18 protein-coding genes are annotated in these 16,724 nt (G+C 63.6%); 2 read left to right on the top strand and 16 right to left on the bottom strand.

What is annotated here, in order from left to right; translation table 11 throughout:
• Positions 1-445: 445 nt before the first annotated feature.
• Positions 446-1,129 carry a pyridoxamine 5'-phosphate oxidase family protein gene (locus CH286_RS16820; protein ID WP_094609806.1) on the bottom strand — a complete coding sequence of 228 codons (684 nt, stop codon included), beginning with the start codon at positions 1,127-1,129 and terminating at the stop codon, positions 446-448.
• A 94-nt stretch (positions 1,130-1,223) separates the two neighbouring features.
• Here CH286_RS16820 and pdxR point away from each other — a divergent pair, with 94 nt between their 5' ends.
• Positions 1,224-2,627, top strand: a complete 1,404-nt coding sequence (gene pdxR / locus CH286_RS16815) for a MocR-like pyridoxine biosynthesis transcription factor PdxR (RefSeq protein ID WP_255182681.1) — start codon at positions 1,224-1,226, stop codon at positions 2,625-2,627.
• On the opposite strand, the gene murA is transcribed toward pdxR, so the two are convergent.
• Positions 2,620-3,873, bottom strand: a complete 1,254-nt coding sequence (gene murA / locus CH286_RS16810) for a UDP-N-acetylglucosamine 1-carboxyvinyltransferase (RefSeq protein ID WP_032379489.1) — start codon at positions 3,871-3,873, stop codon at positions 2,620-2,622. The two genes, pdxR and murA, sit on opposite strands and share 8 nt — an antisense overlap.
• A 54-nt stretch (positions 3,874-3,927) precedes the next feature.
• On the opposite strand from murA, the gene CH286_RS16805 reads away from it, so the two are divergent.
• Positions 3,928-4,533, top strand: coding sequence for a cob(I)yrinic acid a,c-diamide adenosyltransferase (locus CH286_RS16805; protein ID WP_032402866.1), 606 nt, complete (start codon positions 3,928-3,930; stop codon positions 4,531-4,533).
• Here the strand turns inward: CH286_RS16805 and CH286_RS16800 are convergent, their stop codons facing one another.
• From CH286_RS16800 to CH286_RS16730, 14 genes are all read right to left on the bottom strand, one after another.
• Positions 4,534-4,971, bottom strand: coding sequence for a DUF2550 domain-containing protein (locus CH286_RS16800; RefSeq protein WP_032378881.1), 438 nt, complete (start codon positions 4,969-4,971; stop codon positions 4,534-4,536).
• Between the two features lie 29 nt (positions 4,972-5,000).
• Positions 5,001-5,360 (bottom strand): F0F1 ATP synthase subunit epsilon, encoded by a 360-nt coding sequence (locus tag CH286_RS16795; protein WP_032402867.1) that lies wholly within the window; start codon positions 5,358-5,360, stop codon positions 5,001-5,003.
• Between the two features lie 30 nt (positions 5,361-5,390).
• Positions 5,391-6,839, bottom strand: coding sequence for a F0F1 ATP synthase subunit beta (atpD, locus tag CH286_RS16790; protein ID WP_027497899.1), 1,449 nt, complete (start codon positions 6,837-6,839; stop codon positions 5,391-5,393).
• A 3-nt stretch (positions 6,840-6,842) separates the two neighbouring features.
• Positions 6,843-7,814: a F0F1 ATP synthase subunit gamma gene (locus CH286_RS16785; RefSeq protein ID WP_032373970.1), complete on the bottom strand. Its 972-nt coding sequence runs from the start codon at positions 7,812-7,814 to the stop codon at positions 6,843-6,845.
• A gap of 52 nt (positions 7,815-7,866) precedes the next feature.
• Positions 7,867-9,510 carry a F0F1 ATP synthase subunit alpha gene (gene atpA / locus CH286_RS16780; protein ID WP_032378884.1) on the bottom strand — a complete coding sequence of 548 codons (1,644 nt, stop codon included), beginning with the start codon at positions 9,508-9,510 and terminating at the stop codon, positions 7,867-7,869.
• Positions 9,511-9,598: 88 nt separating this feature from the next.
• Positions 9,599-10,426 carry a F0F1 ATP synthase subunit delta gene (locus tag CH286_RS16775; protein ID WP_032378885.1) on the bottom strand — a complete coding sequence of 276 codons (828 nt, stop codon included), beginning with the start codon at positions 10,424-10,426 and terminating at the stop codon, positions 9,599-9,601.
• 8 nt (positions 10,427-10,434) lie between these two features.
• The gene (locus tag CH286_RS16770) at positions 10,435-11,004 is read right to left on the bottom strand and encodes a F0F1 ATP synthase subunit B (protein ID WP_032378886.1); all 570 of its coding nucleotides are present in this window, start codon (positions 11,002-11,004) and stop codon (positions 10,435-10,437) included.
• Positions 11,005-11,011: 7 nt separating this feature from the next.
• Entirely contained in the window at positions 11,012-11,251 is a 240-nt protein-coding gene (locus CH286_RS16765) for an ATP synthase F0 subunit C (protein ID WP_008715092.1), read from the bottom strand.
• A 78-nt stretch (positions 11,252-11,329) separates the two neighbouring features.
• Positions 11,330-12,055, bottom strand: coding sequence for a F0F1 ATP synthase subunit A (gene atpB, locus CH286_RS16760; protein ID WP_032378887.1), 726 nt, complete (start codon positions 12,053-12,055; stop codon positions 11,330-11,332).
• A 441-nt stretch (positions 12,056-12,496) separates the two neighbouring features.
• The gene (locus tag CH286_RS16750) at positions 12,497-12,928 is read right to left on the bottom strand and encodes a hypothetical protein (protein ID WP_052058746.1); all 432 of its coding nucleotides are present in this window, start codon (positions 12,926-12,928) and stop codon (positions 12,497-12,499) included.
• Positions 12,929-12,995: 67 nt separating this feature from the next.
• Positions 12,996-14,207 carry a glycosyltransferase family 4 protein gene (locus CH286_RS16745; RefSeq protein WP_032378889.1) on the bottom strand — a complete coding sequence of 404 codons (1,212 nt, stop codon included), beginning with the start codon at positions 14,205-14,207 and terminating at the stop codon, positions 12,996-12,998.
• Between the two features lie 18 nt (positions 14,208-14,225).
• Positions 14,226-14,888 carry an L-threonylcarbamoyladenylate synthase gene (locus CH286_RS16740; protein ID WP_094609811.1) on the bottom strand — a complete coding sequence of 221 codons (663 nt, stop codon included), beginning with the start codon at positions 14,886-14,888 and terminating at the stop codon, positions 14,226-14,228.
• A gap of 55 nt (positions 14,889-14,943) precedes the next feature.
• Positions 14,944-15,828: a peptide chain release factor N(5)-glutamine methyltransferase gene (gene prmC, locus CH286_RS16735; RefSeq protein ID WP_052058751.1), complete on the bottom strand. Its 885-nt coding sequence runs from the start codon at positions 15,826-15,828 to the stop codon at positions 14,944-14,946.
• 34 nt (positions 15,829-15,862) lie between these two features.
• The gene (locus CH286_RS16730; protein WP_094609805.1) at positions 15,863-16,678 is read right to left on the bottom strand and encodes an SHOCT domain-containing protein; all 816 of its coding nucleotides are present in this window, start codon (positions 16,676-16,678) and stop codon (positions 15,863-15,865) included.
• Positions 16,679-16,724: the final 46 nt, after the last annotated feature.

Here is a 16,724-nt window from a genome sequence, read left to right as displayed (position 1 = left end):
CACCACAAGCGGATGGCTGATACATCGAATGCTTTCACCAAACAAAAATTCGGCACTGACATTCATCGACACACTGTTGAGTTCTCAAAGAACACGCACACACTCGAACCCCACGAACACACAGTCCGAAGGCCTCAAGGGCAACTGTTCCAGCCTATCCCAGCTTGGTCTCGGACACAAGGCCCGACTCTTGGGGGATAAAACCTGCCGAGCCACACGTCCAACCTCGTTCACCCTGTCCGTGAAGACCGGGTCGGTGTCCGTCGCTCTGACTCGACAAAAGTTACGCCACCAACCCCACGCGTGCAAATCCGCTGGTGAATCGAGACGTTGCGGGCATCTGCGCAGGTCCGAGCCCACACGCGCTCCACCCTGCTCGGTACGGCCGGCATATCTTGTCGTGTGACGCCCACCATATTTGCAGGAAATGCCGGCAATACGAGTTTCAGGGCCGAGACAACGCGCAGACATGATCGGGCAGCGCAAGGTGTGGTTCCACGTCGTCGGCACGTACTGCACGCCCGACGCTTTCACCGATGGGAACTACACCCGCCCACACTCCCCCGGCGGCAATGTCGGAGTCGTCGTCGACCGGTCCGCCGGCACGCGCCTTCACCGAAGCCTCGTACAGCGGAAGCGCCAGCACACTGGTCGCTGCAAGTTCTTTCCTCGTATGCGCACGCAGGTGTGCACTTCTACCGGGAACGACCTGATCGACTATTGCGTCCAAAGCGCGAATTCGCTCCTGCTCGTCCTTCACTCGACGCGGCAGCCCAACCACGACCGCACTTCGATAGTTCATCGAGTGATGGAACGCGGATCGAGCCAAGACCAACCCGTCGACGACGGTGACCGTCACGCAGATGTCCTGCGCCGGAGCCTCGATCAGGCTGCGAGAGGCGACCGAGCCGTGCAGGTACAGAGTTCCAGCCCTGTCCGGGCCGTCCGGATCCACGCCGAACACGGTCGGAAGCACACGCGGCACGTTGTCCACCACTACGCCCAGATGGCAGAGCCGAGCCGAGCCGAGAACGTCCAGCAGTGCTGATCGCTCAGCTCGAGCGCGCTGCCGACCACGGATCACCGTGGTTCTGGGCGTCGGGGACAGGAGGGCCTCGTCAGTTGTCATGACTACAGGATTCCGCTTGGTTGGCTCACTGTCATGGTCCAATAGATCGAAACTTTGCTAGGCCACTTACCTCCCTCGACAGGTGTGACACAGGATGACTTTGCCGCCGAATTCGCTGTCGATCGCGGTCGATCGCGCCGACCGTCGTACGTTGCCCGTTCAGGTAGCCGACGGTATCCGCGCGGCCATCGATCGCGGTGAGCTTGGGCCCGGTGCCCGATTGCCCAGTACCAGAGCGCTTTCCGCCGAAGTGGGCTTGGCTCGCGCGGTGGTGGAGAAGGCGTACGAGCAACTCGTGGCCGAGGGATGGCTCGACGCACGTCGCGGATCCGGTAATTACGTCCGAGATGTTCCGCATGCCGTTCGATCGCACCGAAGCCCGCGCCGAGCACAAGAAGACCCACCGGTTGCTCAGCGCACTTCACTCCGACCCGGGATACCGTGGACTCCTCCTCGCGCGTCCCAAGCGTGGAAGCGGGCCTGGCGAGATGTCGGCGCATCGCCCCCGCCCGGCGACTACCCCGATCCGGCAGGTTTGCTCGACTTGAGAACACGTATCGCGGATCTGCTGGGCCGTGCACGCGGACTGCACACCACCGCGGATTCGATCGTCGTGACCACGGGAAGCATTCACGGTCTCGACCTGATACTGGGTGCCCTCTCAGCGAACGTAGGTGTCGAACATGTTCTCGCACTGGAGAATCCGGGATACCGATCTGCCGCCGCCCTCGCGACGCACCGCAGGTGGTCCGTTCACGATGTCCCCGTCGACCGTGAAGGCCTTGTGGTCGAAGAACTCGAATCTGCACCCCCGAGGACCCCTGCCGTCTATGTCACCCCCTCACACCAATACCCCACCGGCGGGCTCATGCCCATCGGTCGCAGGCGCGCACTGGCGGACTGGGCACGGAGTACCGGATCGACCATCATCGAAGACGACTACGATTCCGAATTCCGTTACGGCATAGCGCCTTTGCCTACAGTCACCGAGCTCGTTCCGGACCGCGCAGTCTACTTGGGAACCGTATCGAAGACGTTGGGTGCCGGGGTGCGACTCGGATGGATGGTGGCTCCCCCGTCGATGGTCGAGCGCATCACCGAAACACGTCGCGCAATCGGCGACTACCCATCGGTTCCCATCCAGCACGCCATGAGCTCACTGCTACGCGACGGCGAATGGGACCGATCCGTACGCACCGCGCGTCGGATCTATCGGGCACGTGACCGCGTCGTGGCCGCCGCGCTCTCTCGATTCGGCGAGCTTCGGGGTGCCGGTGCCGGGCTGCATACAGTTCTCGTGCTCGACACCGAGGTCGCGCGCGACGTCGCTGCCGACTGCGCAGCGAACGGGATCGACCTGCCCACCCTCGAACACTCGACGCGGTCGCCGACCACCGAGGGTGGGATCGTCGTCGGCTATGGCTCGGTGGCGGACGATCGATTCGATCGCGCCCTGCGTGTGCTGGTCGACGCCCTCGACAAGAGACTGATCAGCTGACCCGCTCGATGCTCCCTCCGAGAGCAGTCAGATTTTCCACGAATCGTGGATAGCCCCTGTCGATGTGGTACACGTCGTGTACCTCGGTCGTTCCGTCGGCTACCAGACCGGCAAGCACCAGCCCGGCCCCGGCCCGAATGTCGGACGACCACACCGGTGCACTGGAGAGCTGCGGCACACCGCGCACCACGGCATGGTGGCCATCGGTACGAGCGTCAGCGCCCAGTCGGATCATTTCCTCGACGAACCGGAAGCGCGCCTCGAACACGTTCTCGGTGATCATCGACGTCCCGTCGGCGACGGTCGCAAGCCCGATTGCCATTGGCTGAAGATCCGTCGGAAACCCGGGATACGGCAACGTCGCGAAGTTCACCGCTCGTGGCCGTTCGCGCTGAACGACGCGAAAGCCGTCCGGCTCGCTGGTCACCTCGGCACCGGCAGACCGCAGCTTGTCCAACACGAGCGACAGGTGCTTGGGGTTGACCCCCCGCACTCGGACATCCCCTCGGGTCATAGCAGCGGCAATCCCCCACGTAGCAGCCACGATCCGATCGCCGATGACCCGATGAGTGGTCGGCTTCAGCGCGCTGACTCCGCGAATGGTGAGCGTCGACGTGCCGGCTCCCCGGACGTCGGCACCCATCTCGTTGAGCATGTTGCACACATCGACGATGTCCGGTTCGCGTGCCGCGTTGTCGATCACGGTCTCACCGGTGGCGAGCACTGCCGCCATCAAGATGTTCTCGGTCGCTCCTACGGACGGGAAAGCCAACCGGATATTCGCGCCGCGCAACTCATCGGCTTCGGCCACGACGCATCCGTGCTGAATTTCGCTGCGTGCTCCCAGCAGCTGCAGGCCGGACTGGTGCATGTCGAGGGGTCGTGAACCGATGGCGTCACCACCCGGCAGGGCTACGACAGCCCTTTTACATCGCGCTACCAGCGGGCCCAACACGCACACCGACGCTCGGAACTGACGGACGGCCGCAAAATCGGCGTGATACTTGGGCATGGCCGGGGTGGTGATGTGAACGACCGAACCCTCGAGGTCGACCTCACAGCCGAGCCCACGCAGCACCTCTGCCATCAACGGCACATCCAGGATGTCGGGGCAATTGGTGATCGTGCTGGTGCCTTCGGCAAGCAGCGCGGCAGCCATCAGTTTGAGGACGCTGTTCTTCGCGCCGCCGACCGCCACCTCACCGACGAGGCGGTTACCACCGTTGACCAAGAAACGTTCGCTCACTTCGACAGCGTAGCCAGCGGCACCGACCGACACCCGCGCGGTACCGTAGCCGGCATGGCCGTCCATCTCACCCGTATTTACACCAGAACCGGCGACGACGGGACCACTGGACTGAGCGACTTCTCCCGGGTCTCCAAGAACGACGAACGCCTGATTGCGTACGCGGACTGCGACGAGACCAATGCGAGCCTCGGAGTGGTTCTGGCACTGGGCAACCCGTCCGAATCTGTGCATGCGGTCATCCGAACCATCCAGAGCGACCTGTTCGACGCCGGGGCCGACCTCTCGACGCCCGTCGTCGACGATCCGGAATATCCACCGCTGAGGATCGATCAGAGTTATGTCGACCGCCTCGAGGCCTGGTGCGACGAATTCAACGACGAATTGCCCGCGTTGACGTCGTTCATCCTGCCGGGCGGAACACCATTGGGCGCACTGCTGCACGTGTCGCGAACCGTGGCCCGACGCGCTGAACGATCGGCATGGGCTGCGGTTCATGCAAGCCCGGAGTCGACCAGCGCGCTCCCGGCGAAATACCTCAATCGGCTCTCGGACCTGTTGTTCATTCTGAGTCGGTACGCCAATCCCGAGGGCGACGTTCAGTGGGTACCGGGGTCGAGTCGGACTACCGGAGAATCCGCCGCTACTGACGAGAGCTGATCACGCCGCCGGCCGTCTGCGACGCGAGCGGCCGGACGGTCGGGATTCGACCCAGGACAGAAATGCGGTCAAAGCGCTTCTGTCGAGCGCGATCTCGAAATTCTTGCCGCTGTCCGTCAATTCCAGAACAGCGATGTCCGGTGTCATGATGTCGAACTCGGTGTCCTGCGGTGCACGCCGATCACCCACGTGAATATCTTGTCTGCCCAGACGGTGATCAGGTCCCGGGCGCAGACTCGACAGCTTGAAGAACACCAGAGTGTTGTCGCCGTACCGAATGATGCCGTGACGCCATCCGCTACCGCCATCGGACGGAAGCACCCTCATGATCGCCGCCGTACCTCCGCGGCGAAGAACCGTCAGACGATACGCAAAAGCCGCGACAAGCCCTGCGAGCAGCACAACCAGAATGATCAGAGCAATCAGTCCGGTGTGCATCGCAGGTCTCGTCGCGGCTTCTCGTGAACCTAGGACCGCTCGACAGCGCGGATACGTCCCTTGGCCACCGCAATGGCCTCGAGGTCGTCGCCGTTCTCTGCCACTACGGACCGTGCCGCTTCCACATCGATGTCGTCGGCGAAATCAGCCGACTCTGCCAGCACGGTCACCGTCTTGCCCGTCACCGACAGAAATCCACCGTGGACGGCAGCGATGATCTTCTCGCCATCGGTCGTCGTGATCGACACCGTGCCGGCCTCGACCAGCTGGCCGAGGACAGGCTCGTGGCCCAACATGATGCCGATCTCACCTTCGGTGGTCTGAGCACTGACGATGGTCGCGGTGCCGGACCACAGTTTCTGCTCCACAGCGACCAGAGAGACCTCCATGCCGCTCTTCTCGGAAGAAGTCACGTCGGTCTACTTTCCGGCCATCTTCTTCGCGGCTGCCTCGACATCGTCGAGACCGCCACAGCTGTTGAAGGCCTGCTCGGGAAGGTGGTCGTACTCACCCTTGGTGACCTTGTCGAACGCCTCGATGGTGTCGGAGAGCGACACGACCGAACCGGCCTCACCGGTGAACTTCTCGGCAACGATGAAGTTCTGGCCGAGGAACTTCTGGAGGCGGCGTGCGCGACCGACCAGAACCTTGTCCTCTTCCTGAAGCTCGTCCATACCGAGGATGGCGATGATGTCCTGCAGTTCCTTGTACTTCTGCAGAATCCGCTTGACCTCGTTGGCGACGCGGAAGTGCTCCGCACCGACGATGCCGGGCTCGAGGATGCGGGAGGTGGAGCTCAGCGGGTCCACAGCGGGGTAGATACCCATCTGCGAGATCGGACGCGAGAGCTCGGTCGTCGCATCGAGGTGCGCGAACGTCGTTGCCGGTGCCGGGTCGGTGTAGTCGTCGGCGGGAACGTAGATCGCCTGCAGCGAGGTGATCGAGCGTCCACGGGTCGAGGTGATGCGCTCCTGGAGCTCACCCATCTCGTCCGCCAGCGTGGGCTGGTAGCCCACGGCCGAGGGCATACGACCGAGAAGGGTCGACACCTCCGAACCTGCCTGCGTGAACCGGAAGATGTTGTCGATGAAGAGCAACACGTCCTGGCCCTGCACATCGCGGAAGTACTCCGCCATGGTCAGTGCAGACAGAGCGACGCGCATACGCGTGCCCGGCGGCTCGTCCATCTGGCCGAAGACGAGGGCGGTGTCCTGAAGGACGCCCATTTCTTCCATCTCGAGGTGAAGGTCGGTGCCCTCACGAGTGCGCTCGCCGACGCCTGCGAACACCGAGGTGCCCGAGAACTCACGTGCGATACGGGTGATCATTTCCTGGATCAGCACGGTCTTGCCGACACCGGCACCACCGAACAGTCCGATCTTGCCGCCCTTGACGTACGGGGTGAGAAGGTCGATGACCTTGATACCGGTCTCGAGGATCTCGGTCTTGCCCTCGAGCTGGTCGAAGGCTGGGGGCTTGCGGTGGATGCCCCACTGCTCGCCGTCGCGGCCGAGTCCGGGGGTGTCCAAGCAGTCACCGAGGGCGTTGAAGACGTGGCCCTTGACGACGTCGCCGACGGGAACCGAGATCGGCTTGCCCGAGTCGACGACAGCGGTGCCGCGGACGAGGCCGTCGGTCGGCTGCATCGAAATGGTGCGAACCAAGTTGTCGCCGAGGTGCTGTGCCACCTCGAGCGTCAGGGTCTTGGCCACGGTCGGCAGAGTGATCTCTGCGTTGAGGGCGTTGAACAGTGCGGGAATCGAGCCGCGCGGGAACTCGACGTCCACAACGGGGCCGATGACCCGAACGACACGGCCGGACTGAGTGTCCGCTCCGCTCGCGTTCTCTTGGGCTACTGCTGCGGTCATTGCTTAGTCACTTCCTGCGCTGTCGGCCAACGCGTTGGCGCCACCGACGATTTCGCTGATTTCCTGGGTGATCTGGGCCTGCCGAGCCTGGTTGGCCTGACGGCTCAGGGTCTCGACCAATTCGTTCGCATTGTCCGTCGCTGCCTTCATGGCGGTACGACGCGCCGCGGACTCCGACGCTGCTGCATCGAGCAACGACGCGTAGATCCTGGTGCTGATGTACTTGGGCAGCAGCGCCGAGAGCAGAGTGCCTGCCTCCGGCTCGAACTCGTACTGTGCCTGCACATCTGCGGTCGGCGAGTCGGTCAATGCGTCCGCACCCATCTCGAATTCCTCGTCTGTGTACGAGATTTCGAGTGGTGCCATCCGGCGAACTTCGGGCTTCTGCGTGAGCATCGACACGAAGCGGGTGTAGACGATGTGCAACTCGTCCACGCCCTCGACGGTGCCTTCACCGTTGGGAGCGTCGACCTCTGTGCCCGAGCCCGCCATGAACAGCTCGACCAGGTGCTTACTGGCCTTCGCTGCGTCGGCGTAGCCGGGTTCCTGGGAGAAGCCGGTCCAGGCACCCTTCACGTCCCGCTCGCGGAAGGTGTAGTAGCCCAGGCCTTTTGCGCCGAGCACGTAGATGACCGGATCCTTGCCCTCGGAGCGGAGGAGCTGGAACAGCTCCTCCGATTCCTTGAGGACGTTGGAGTTGTAGCCACCGCACATACCGCGGTCACTGGTCACGACCAGAACTGCGGCACGCTTGGGCTCGGGTCGCTCGTTGAGCAACGGGTGATCGAGCGAGCTCGATGCACTGGCCAGTGCGGAGAGCACCTTGGTGATCTCTTCCGCGTACGGCTTCGATGCGGCAACGCGGGCCTGCGCCTTGGTGATTCGCGATGTTGCGATCAACTCTTGTGCTTTGGTGATCTTCTTCGTCGAGTTGACCGACTTGATACGGGAGCGAAGCTCGAGAATGCTTGCCATCTAGCTGTTCACGCTCCCTTCTGTGCTCGTCTTGTCACCTGTCATCGCCGGCCTACTTGCTGACTGTCTTGCGGGTGACGTTGACCTGCTCCTGGCTGACCTCGTCGGCATTCAGAGTGTCTGCCTCGGCCTCATTGACGACGCGGTTGCCGTCCGAGTCCACGAAGCCGGCCTTGAACTTCTCGGTCGCTTCGGTCAATGCCTTCTGGTTGTCGTCGTCGAGAGCCTTGCCACCGGCAATGCTGTCGTAGACGCCGCTGGCGTTGCGGTGCAGATCCTCGAGCAGCTCGGTCTCGAAGCGGCGAACGTCGCCGACCGGGACGGAGTCGTACGTGCCCTGTCCGGCGAGCCAGATCGACACGATCTGATCCTCGACGGCAACCGGTGCGTACTGATCCTGCTTGAGCAGCTCCACCAGGCGAGCGCCGCGCTCGAGCTGAGCCTTGGAGGCCGCATCGAGGTCGGAAGCGAACGCGGAGAAGGCTTCGAGTTCACGGAACTGAGCGAGCTCGAGGCGAAGGGATCCGGAGACCTTCTTCATGCCCTTGGTCTGCGCAGCACCGCCGACTCGGGAAACCGAGATACCCACGTTGATAGCGGGACGGACACCCTTGTTGAAGAGGTCCGACTCCAGGAAGACCTGGCCGTCGGTGATGGAGATGACGTTGGTCGGGATGTACGCCGAGACGTCGTTGGCCTTGGTCTCGATGATCGGCAGGGCCGTCAACGATCCGCCACCGAGCTCGTCGGACAGCTTTGCCGAGCGCTCCAGCAGACGGGAGTGCAAGTAGAAGACGTCACCGGGGTATGCCTCGCGGCCCGGCGGGCGACGCAGCAGCAGTGAGATGGCGCGGTATGCCTCGGCCTGCTTGGTCAGATCGTCGAACACGATGAGGACGTGCTTGCCCTGGTACATCCAGTGCTGGCCGATGGCCGAGCCAGTGTACGGAGCGAGCCACTTGAAGCCGGCCGAATCGGACGCGGGGGCCGCGACGATGGTCGTGTATTCGAGTGCGCCCTGCTCTTCGAGCGCAGCCTTGACGCCTGCGATCGTGGAGCCCTTCTGGCCGATGGCGACGTAGATGCAGCGAACCTGCTTCTTCTCGTCGCCGCTCTCCCAGTTGGCCTTCTGGTTCAGGATCGCGTCGATGCAGACGGCGGTCTTGCCGGTCTTGCGGTCGCCGATGATGAGCTGGCGCTGGCCACGGCCGATCGGGGTCATGGCGTCGATGGCCTTGATACCGGTCTGCAGCGGCTCCTCGACGGGCTGACGCTCGAGCACCGAGGCAGCCTGCAGCTCGAGGGCGCGGGTCTCGGAGGACTCGATGTCGCCGAGGCCGTCGATGGGCTTGCCGAGGGGGTCCACGACGCGGCCGAGGTAGCCGTCGCCCACGGGGACCGACAGCACGTCTCCGGTGCGCTTGACTTCCTGGCCCTCTTCGATGTGCTCGTAGTCACCCAGGATGACGGCACCGATCTCGGTGGCATCCAGGTTCAGTGCAACTCCGAGAACGCCGCCCGGGAACTCCAGGAGTTCGTTGGACATCGCCGACGGCAATCCGGACACGTGAGCGATTCCGTCGCTCGTGTCCGTAACCGTGCCGACCTCCTCGCGGGAAGACTCCGGTGAGTAGCTCGCGGTGAAGTTATCGATCGCGCTACGGATCTCGTCGGAGGAGATCGTCAGCTCCGCCATAGTGTTTCCTGCTCTTCCTTCGAATGATCGCGGTATGAAAAGCCTCGAATGCCGAGGCGATTCGTCTCGTTACTGTGTCCGTGTCGGACTATTTGAGCGTCTTTCGCAATGCAGCGAGGCGGCCTGCCCCGCTACCGTCGATGACCTCGTCGCCGATACGAACGACAAGTCCGCTGAGCAGTTCGGTATCGACCTCTACGTGCACCGTGACCTGCTTGCCGTACGTGCGGGTCAAGGTTGCGGTCAGCTTCTCGAGCTGACTGTCGCTCAGTGGAGCTGCGCTGCGTACGTGTGCAACCGCGCGGTCACGCTGTTCGGCGGCCAGATCTGCCAGTCCGTTCAGAACATCCGCGGGGGCCGCCTTGCGGGGACGCGTCACAGCCTGAACTGCGAGCGCCTCGGTGACTGCCGTGACCTTGCCGTAGAGCAGACGACCGAGCAGTTCGCGCTTGGCCTGCGACGGCTTCGAGCGATCCGACAGGGCCTGCTCGAGCTGCGGGTTGCCGGCCACAATGCGTCCCAGTCGGAACAACTCGTCCTCGACCGTGTCCAGCTGATCCTGATCGGCCGCAGCGCGGAGCAGAGCTTCGCGTCCCAACTCGACAAGAGAGTTCAGCAGGTCGCGGGCGTTGGACCAGCTTTCGCCGGCAGCGGCCTTGACGATCGTTGCCGTTGCACTCGACACCTGGCCGGAGAAGACCTCTCCGGCCAGATCGCTTCGCCGAACGCCCTCGACCGACGAGTCGGCAAGAGCGGTACGCAACGTGCGCTGCGCGTCGAGAGTCTCGACGACGGCGAACAACTCGGCACCGGTCTGAGCAGCGACAGCTGTTGCCTCGCCATCCGACGCGGACCCCAGAGCTTCGTGGGCAACCGACCGCGTACGGGCGAGTGACTCACGAGAAGTTGCGTACATGGTTCGACTCACTTTCCGGATGCGGAGTCCGCGGTGACGGAATCCAGCTCGTTGAGGAAGCGATCGATCGAACTGGAACGCTTCGCGTCGTCGGACAGCTGCTCTCCGATGACCTTCTCCGCGAGTTCGACGGCCGTACGTCCCAGATCTCCACGAAGTTCGGTGACGATCTGCTGACGCTGAGCAACGAGCTGATTGTGGCCTGCGGCCACGATCCGGTCGCTTTCCTCCTGCGCCTTTTCCTTCATCTCGGCAAGAATGGCCTGCCCCTGGGTACGCGCTTCCTCGCGGATCTGCGCGGCCTCGGAACGTGCGTCGGCCAGCTGAGCGTGGTACTGCTCGAGAGCAGCCTTGGCCTCGGCCTGCGCCTGCTCGGCCTTCTTGATTCCGCCTTCGATGAGCTCGGAACGCTCGGCGAGAACCGTCTGGAAACGCGGTACGACGTACTTCCAGAACAGGAAGCCGATGATCACGACACAGACGATCGACCAAACGATGTCGTATGTTGCGGGCAACAGTGGGTTCGGGGATTCCTCCCCTTCAGCCCCTGCTGCGAGCAGCGTTATCGCGTTTGTCATCGCGCTCTCAGAGAATGAAGCCGGCGACGAGGCCGATCAGGGCGAGGGACTCGGTGAATGCAATGCCGAGGAACATCGTCGTACGGAGCTGACCGGCCAGCTCGGGCTGACGAGCGGTGGCTTCCATGTTCTTGGCGACGACGAGGCCGAGGCCGATGCCACCACCGATCGCTGCGAGGCCGTAGCCGATGGCGCCGTATCCGCTGGCGGTGATTTCCTGCGCCTGGGCCAGAACTTCAAGGCTCATTCGGTTTTCCGTTCCCTTTCTTCGGTCCACATCCGGGTGTCGGAGGTGGCGGTGTAGCTAGTTCGGTCTGTTGGTCGGTCAGTGCGAGTCGGCGTGCAGCGACAGATCGATGTAGATCGCCGTCAGCAGCGCGAAGATGTACGCCTGCAGGAAGATCACCAGCATCTCGAACATCGTGAACAAGAAGCCCATGATGAGCGAGGGTGCGGCGAAGATCTTCAGGCCCGCGGAGGCCTCGAAGAGGAAGAACTGCGTGGCGCTGAAGAACAGCACGAGCATGATGTGGCCGGCGAGCATGTTGGCCAGCAGACGCACGGTCAACGTGAACGGTCGGAGCACGAAGTTCGAGATGAACTCGAGCGGGATCAGCAGCACGTGCATGGCCGGCGGGATGCCGGGGATGACGATCGTGCCCTTGACGAACTTGCCGACGCCGAACTTCTTCACACCGGCGTAGACGAACGCGATGTACGCGACCGCGGCCAGCACGATGGGCAGCCCGATCCTGGCGTTGGACGAGATGTTCAGGAACGGAATGACCGCACTGGCGTTCACCGCCAGCACCGTGAAGAAGATCGTCATGATGACGGGCAGGAAGCGACGTCCCTGTTCCTTGCCGAGCACGTCCTCCGCGACGTGGATCCGAACGAAGTCGAGAGCGATCTCGGCAACGTTCTGAATTCCGCGAGGCACGATCTTGGGGCTGCGCAGAGCGATCAGCATGAACACGATCAACAGCGCCGACATCAGGATGCGGATGAGCATCAGTCGGTCGAGCTCGAACGGGGTTCCCTCGAACAGCACCGCGGGAGGAAAGAAATCGGATAGTGACGGCGGATGGAACTCCGCAGCCAGGTTGGTGACGCTCAGCGGTCTCTCCCGTGTTCGGGCCGCAGCCGGGTGACGACTGCGGTTCGATCGGACAATGACGATCTATCAAGTCGACGAAAATCGGCTCGCAATCGTCAGAGGCTGAGGCCCGGTCTTCATCGGCCAAGCGTCTGTCGGGTGTCGGCGACTCACGTCGACTCGGCAACTCTCAGGGCGGAACCTTACGTTGCCGAAGTCGGTGACTCCGGGCCTACTGTAAGGAAGCTCACGCTGACTGCTACCTGCGGGGGTCCAGTCCGGGGAAAAAGTCTCTTTTGTCCCGGTCTTGCCCACCGCTTGATGCAAACTTTATCAACAGAACTACGACGTTGTGTAGGCGGGCCTCAGCTTAACCGATTACGACAGCTTGTCGTACTACCGGTTGTCGGTGTGGTCGGCGGCCGGAACACTGTCGACGTAGGCGACTTTGGTCTTGACGACCCCGAATACCTCGGCCCCGAGCACGACCACCAGCGCCCCCAAGATCGTCAGCCCCAACGAGTAGCGGTTGTAGAACTCGGCATCCTTGAGCGCAACCAGCACGATCAGCGCGATGACCATCTTCACCAACCAGCCGCCGAGCAACAGCGCCCCGACGGCCGAGGCCGGAAAACGTGTGGTGAGAGCAACCGACAGCGCCGTCGTGATGACAAAACCTCCGCCGATGGCGACACCGATCAGTGATCCCCACAGGCCGGGCGTGCCGGCCGCGGCCACCGAGACCCCGATGCTCACCACCGTCAGCACCACCAAGCCGATCAGTCCGTACCGGACGGCGGCGCGAAGCGGCGCGAATTGGTCGGGCATGGGCTGCGGAGTGAAGGTCACAGTTGTCGAGAGTAACCGGGGCACGACGGGAAACAGAGGACGGGGATCAGCTGCCTCGTCGTGCGCTTCGACGTACCGGTCCACGCGATCGATCCACCCGCAAGGTAGGGACAGCGGTGACCACCAGCGCAAACACCAGACCGGCAGCGACCAGAAGCACCACGATCCGCCGATCGAGCAGGGAAGATCCGACCGCCCCGAAGGCGAGCACACCGACCCACAGGTAGATCACCAGCACCACCCGTCGATGCGAGTGACCGATTTGCAGAAGTCGATGATGCAAATGCATCTTGTCCGGACTGAACGGGCTCCGTCCTGCCCTCGTGCGACGGATGACGGCCAGCAACAGATCGAGTATCGGGATGAGCATCACGGCTCCGACCAACAGAAGTGGCGACAACAGGCCCAGCAGATCGCGCGGACCATAAGCCGTCAACGGGATCCGCCCCGAGGCACTGGTCGAGATCGTGGCCAGCGTCAGCCCGATGAGCATGGAGCCCGAATCACCCATGAAGATGCGCGCGGGTTGGAAGTTGTGCGGCAGAAATCCCAGGCATGCACCGGCCAGCGCGGCAGCGATCAGCGCCGGCGGGTAGACGCCGACATCGCCGCCCTGCTCCTGCAACAGCCCCACCGAGAAGATGCAGATCGCCACCGAGGAAATGAGCCCGAGACCGGCGGCCAACCCATCGAGACCGTCGACGAAATTCATGGCATTGACGATCACGACGGTGATCAGAACCGTCACGAGTCCGGCTTGCAGTTGATCGAGAACCAGGGTGCTGCCCGGCTGACCGGGTTCGCCTCCCCAGGGCTGATACAGCACGACCCAGCTGACACCCATGATCACCAGCACGCCTGCTGCCGTCACCTGCCCGACGAACTTGGTCAGGGCATCCAGGCCCCAGCGGTCGTCGATGACACCGACCAGCACGATCACGAACCCGGCAACAAGCGCGGCCGGTATGTCGCGGTTGTATGCCACGTCGAAACCCCGGGCCAGGGCCGGCAGCTGCGACGCGAACAGCAGGGCGGCGAGCATGCCCACGTAGATGCCCACTCCCCCGAGCCTCGGCGTGGCCTGCACGTGGACGTCACGATCGCGGGGAATGGCAACCGCACCGAACTTGATCGCCGCCACTCGTACTCCACCGGTGGCGAAAAACGTGACGACGGCAGCAGTGAGAAAGACCAGCAGTAGCTCCCGAATGGGAACGCCTGCCCCCAGATTCGACTGAGCCAGCAACTCGACGCTCATGCGGCACGGACGGGCATGTCAGGACGCTCCCGGGACCAGGCTTTCGGCGGTGACACCGAGAACCTCGGCAATCTTCTCGGTGGGAATGGCACCGACCCGCAGAATTCGTGCGCGGTCGCTCGTCAGATCCACGATGGTCGACGCCACCGCGTGATCTGCCGGTCCCCCGTCGAGATAGACCGCCGCCGACCCACCCAGCTGCTCCTGTGCCTCTGTCACCGTGGTGGCAGGCGGGCTTCCCGAGATGTTGGCACTGGACACCGCGAGCGGGCCGACCTCGCGCAACAACTCGAGCGCGACCGGATGCAGCGGCATACGCAACATGACCGAGCCCTGGGCATCGCCCAGATCCCAGGCCAGCGACGGCGCCTGCTGGACGACGATGCTCAACGCGCCGGGCCAGAACGCGCGAATCAGATCTCGGGTGCGCGGCCGGACACTCTGGACCAACCCGTCGATGGTGTTCCACGAGCCGACGAGCACGGGCACGGGCATATCGCGTCCCCTGCCCTTGGCGCGCAGCAGATCTGTGACTGCGCTGCCGTCGAACGCATCGGCGGCGATCCCGTACAGGGTGTCGGTGGGCATCACCACGAGTCGGCCGGACTTGAGGGCACCGCGGGCCGCGGTCAATCCCGCAGCGCGCGCATCGGCTTCACTGCAGTCGTAAACGGTACTCACGGTGCCCATCCTTCCACTTGCGGTAACGAAGTGATGTCAGGTGCCGCTCCCGCCGTCAGGCAGAGGCAGGGTGCGCCCGTGTGGCGACGACGAACCTGGGTCTTCCTGCCAGGTCAGGATGCGCGATGACCTCGGTGAACACCCGTCTCCGGGACAGCAGAGCCGCCACCTCGTCGCCATTGGAGTCGTCGTGTTCGATCGCGACGCCGCCGCCGACTCGAAGCCAACGGGCGATGTTGCCGACCATCGGCTCGATCACCGACAGTCCGTCGGCGCCGCCGAAAAGTGCCATGTGCGGATCGTGATCGATCACTTCGGGATCGAGTTGTGCGCCTTCCGGGACGTAGGGCGGGTTCGCGACGATCATGTCGACCGTGCCGTCGAGTTCGATCAACACATCGCGTGCCGTGACGTCGCCGTGGTGCAGGGTGATCGGGGTATCACCCTCACCGCTGCGCAGATCGGCATTACGCCTCGCCCACGCCAAGGCCGACGGATCCAGCTCGACGGCATGCACGACGGCGTCCGGCCGAGCGTTGGCGATCGCCAGCGCCAGCGCACCCGAACCCGTGCAGAGGTCGAGAATCACAGGCGGATGGCGGTCCACATTTTCGAGGAACGCGAGAGCCCAGGCCAACAGCAGCTCGGTCTCCGGACGCGGCACGAAGACACCCGGGCCCACTTCGACGTCGATGTTGCCCAGCGACGTCTTACCCGTGATGTATTGCAGCGGAATACGTTTCGCGCGCTGCTCGATGGTCCGGAAGTACGCCTCGACGAGCTCGGGTTCGACGAGGGGAACAAGACCGAGACGGCCACGTTCCACACCGACGAGGTGCGCGGCAAGGAGTTCTGCATCGACACGTGGACTCGGCACACCGGCCGCCTCCAGCATCGATGTTGCTTCGAGGATGGCTAGACGTAGCGGCTTGCGGCTCACCCGTTCAGACTGCCACGAGGCTCCGACCACTCACTCACACGCGTCCCAGTAACTCCGACTTCTTGGAGAAGAACTCGTCGTCGGTGAGGAAGCCCTTCGCGTGCAATCCGGCGAGAGCCTCGATCGCAGCGGTGATCTCGGAGATGTCGACGCCGACCTGGTTACCCCCGGCCCCGGACTGGTTCGAGGCCTGCGGAGCCGAAGACTGCTGTGACGAGGACTGTTGCGGGTAGGCCTGCGGTGCGGACTGGTTCTGCGAGTTCTCTCCGCTCGATTGCTGGTCCACTCGAGGCAGACTTCCTGCACTGAACGTGCCGTACTGGCTGGTGAATTCCAGCGACCCCGGTCCACCGCTCTGCTGTTGCTGCACTCCCCCGATGGAGTGGTCCAGCGTGTCGTACACGGCCAGTTCGCCGCCCACGAGCACCGCGAGACGTCGGGAGCCCGGGAACACCGCGTACTGCGACCCGTTCTGGCCGCCGCTCGAACTCGGTGAACCCAGATCCGATGGCCACCACGAACCGGACCCGAACGAGTTGCCACCGAACGAACCACCCGCGGCCTCCCGCGGTGGATACACCTGATGCTGCGACAGCACCGCAGACAGATCACGACACAGGCCGTCGACCCGGCTCTTGAGCCCATGATCGAACATGTTGCCCACCATGGTCATTCCGCCGCGCATCCACTGTCCGCTGCCACCGAGCTCGGGAATGTTGAATTGCGCCATGGAGCCGCGGCCGTTGTTGACGGCGTCGAGCATGGTGCGGACCGCGTCGGTCGAGATGCCGTAGCGAGACGACAGTTCGGTGACGGCGTTCTCGCCTGCGGGTGTCAAGGCCTGGTTCATTCTGCTGTGCCTCTCGGGGCTCTCGTGCGGGGTCGAACCTGGAAGC

The sequence above is a fragment of the Rhodococcus sp. WWJCD1 genome (assembly GCF_002258735.1).
In the GTDB taxonomy this organism is placed as follows: Bacteria; Actinomycetota; Actinomycetes; order Mycobacteriales; family Mycobacteriaceae; genus Rhodococcoides.
The sequence above is the reverse complement of the archived record's forward strand: the minus strand, read 5'-3'. Positions and strand labels throughout refer to the sequence as shown.

What these genes read in the sequence shown, in the direction of transcription:
- CH286_RS16820 (WP_094609806.1), bottom strand. Translation starts at nt 1,129, where the DNA reads ATGACAACTGACGAGGCCCTCCTGTCCCCGACGCCCAGAACCACGGTG.
- pdxR (WP_255182681.1), top strand. Translation starts at nt 1,224, where the DNA reads ATGACTTTGCCGCCGAATTCGCTGTCGATCGCGGTCGATCGCGCCGAC.
- CH286_RS16805 (WP_032402866.1), top strand. Translation starts at nt 3,928, where the DNA reads ATGGCCGTCCATCTCACCCGTATTTACACCAGAACCGGCGACGACGGG.
- CH286_RS16800 (WP_032378881.1), bottom strand. Translation starts at nt 4,971, where the DNA reads ATGCACACCGGACTGATTGCTCTGATCATTCTGGTTGTGCTGCTCGCA.
- CH286_RS16795 (WP_032402867.1), bottom strand. Translation starts at nt 5,360, where the DNA reads ATGGAGGTCTCTCTGGTCGCTGTGGAGCAGAAACTGTGGTCCGGCACC.
- atpD (WP_027497899.1), bottom strand. Translation starts at nt 6,839, where the DNA reads ATGACCGCAGCAGTAGCCCAAGAGAACGCGAGCGGAGCGGACACTCAG.
- CH286_RS16785 (WP_032373970.1), bottom strand. Translation starts at nt 7,814, where the DNA reads ATGGCAAGCATTCTCGAGCTTCGCTCCCGTATCAAGTCGGTCAACTCG.
- atpA (WP_032378884.1), bottom strand. Translation starts at nt 9,510, where the DNA reads ATGGCGGAGCTGACGATCTCCTCCGACGAGATCCGTAGCGCGATCGAT.
- CH286_RS16775 (WP_032378885.1), bottom strand. Translation starts at nt 10,426, where the DNA reads ATGTACGCAACTTCTCGTGAGTCACTCGCCCGTACGCGGTCGGTTGCC.
- CH286_RS16770 (WP_032378886.1), bottom strand. Translation starts at nt 11,004, where the DNA reads ATGACAAACGCGATAACGCTGCTCGCAGCAGGGGCTGAAGGGGAGGAA.
- CH286_RS16765 (WP_008715092.1), bottom strand. Translation starts at nt 11,251, where the DNA reads ATGAGCCTTGAAGTTCTGGCCCAGGCGCAGGAAATCACCGCCAGCGGA.
- CH286_RS16750 (WP_052058746.1), bottom strand. Translation starts at nt 12,928, where the DNA reads ATGCCCGACCAATTCGCGCCGCTTCGCGCCGCCGTCCGGTACGGACTG.
- CH286_RS16745 (WP_032378889.1), bottom strand. Translation starts at nt 14,207, where the DNA reads ATGAGCGTCGAGTTGCTGGCTCAGTCGAATCTGGGGGCAGGCGTTCCC.
- CH286_RS16730 (WP_094609805.1), bottom strand. Translation starts at nt 16,678, where the DNA reads ATGAACCAGGCCTTGACACCCGCAGGCGAGAACGCCGTCACCGAACTG.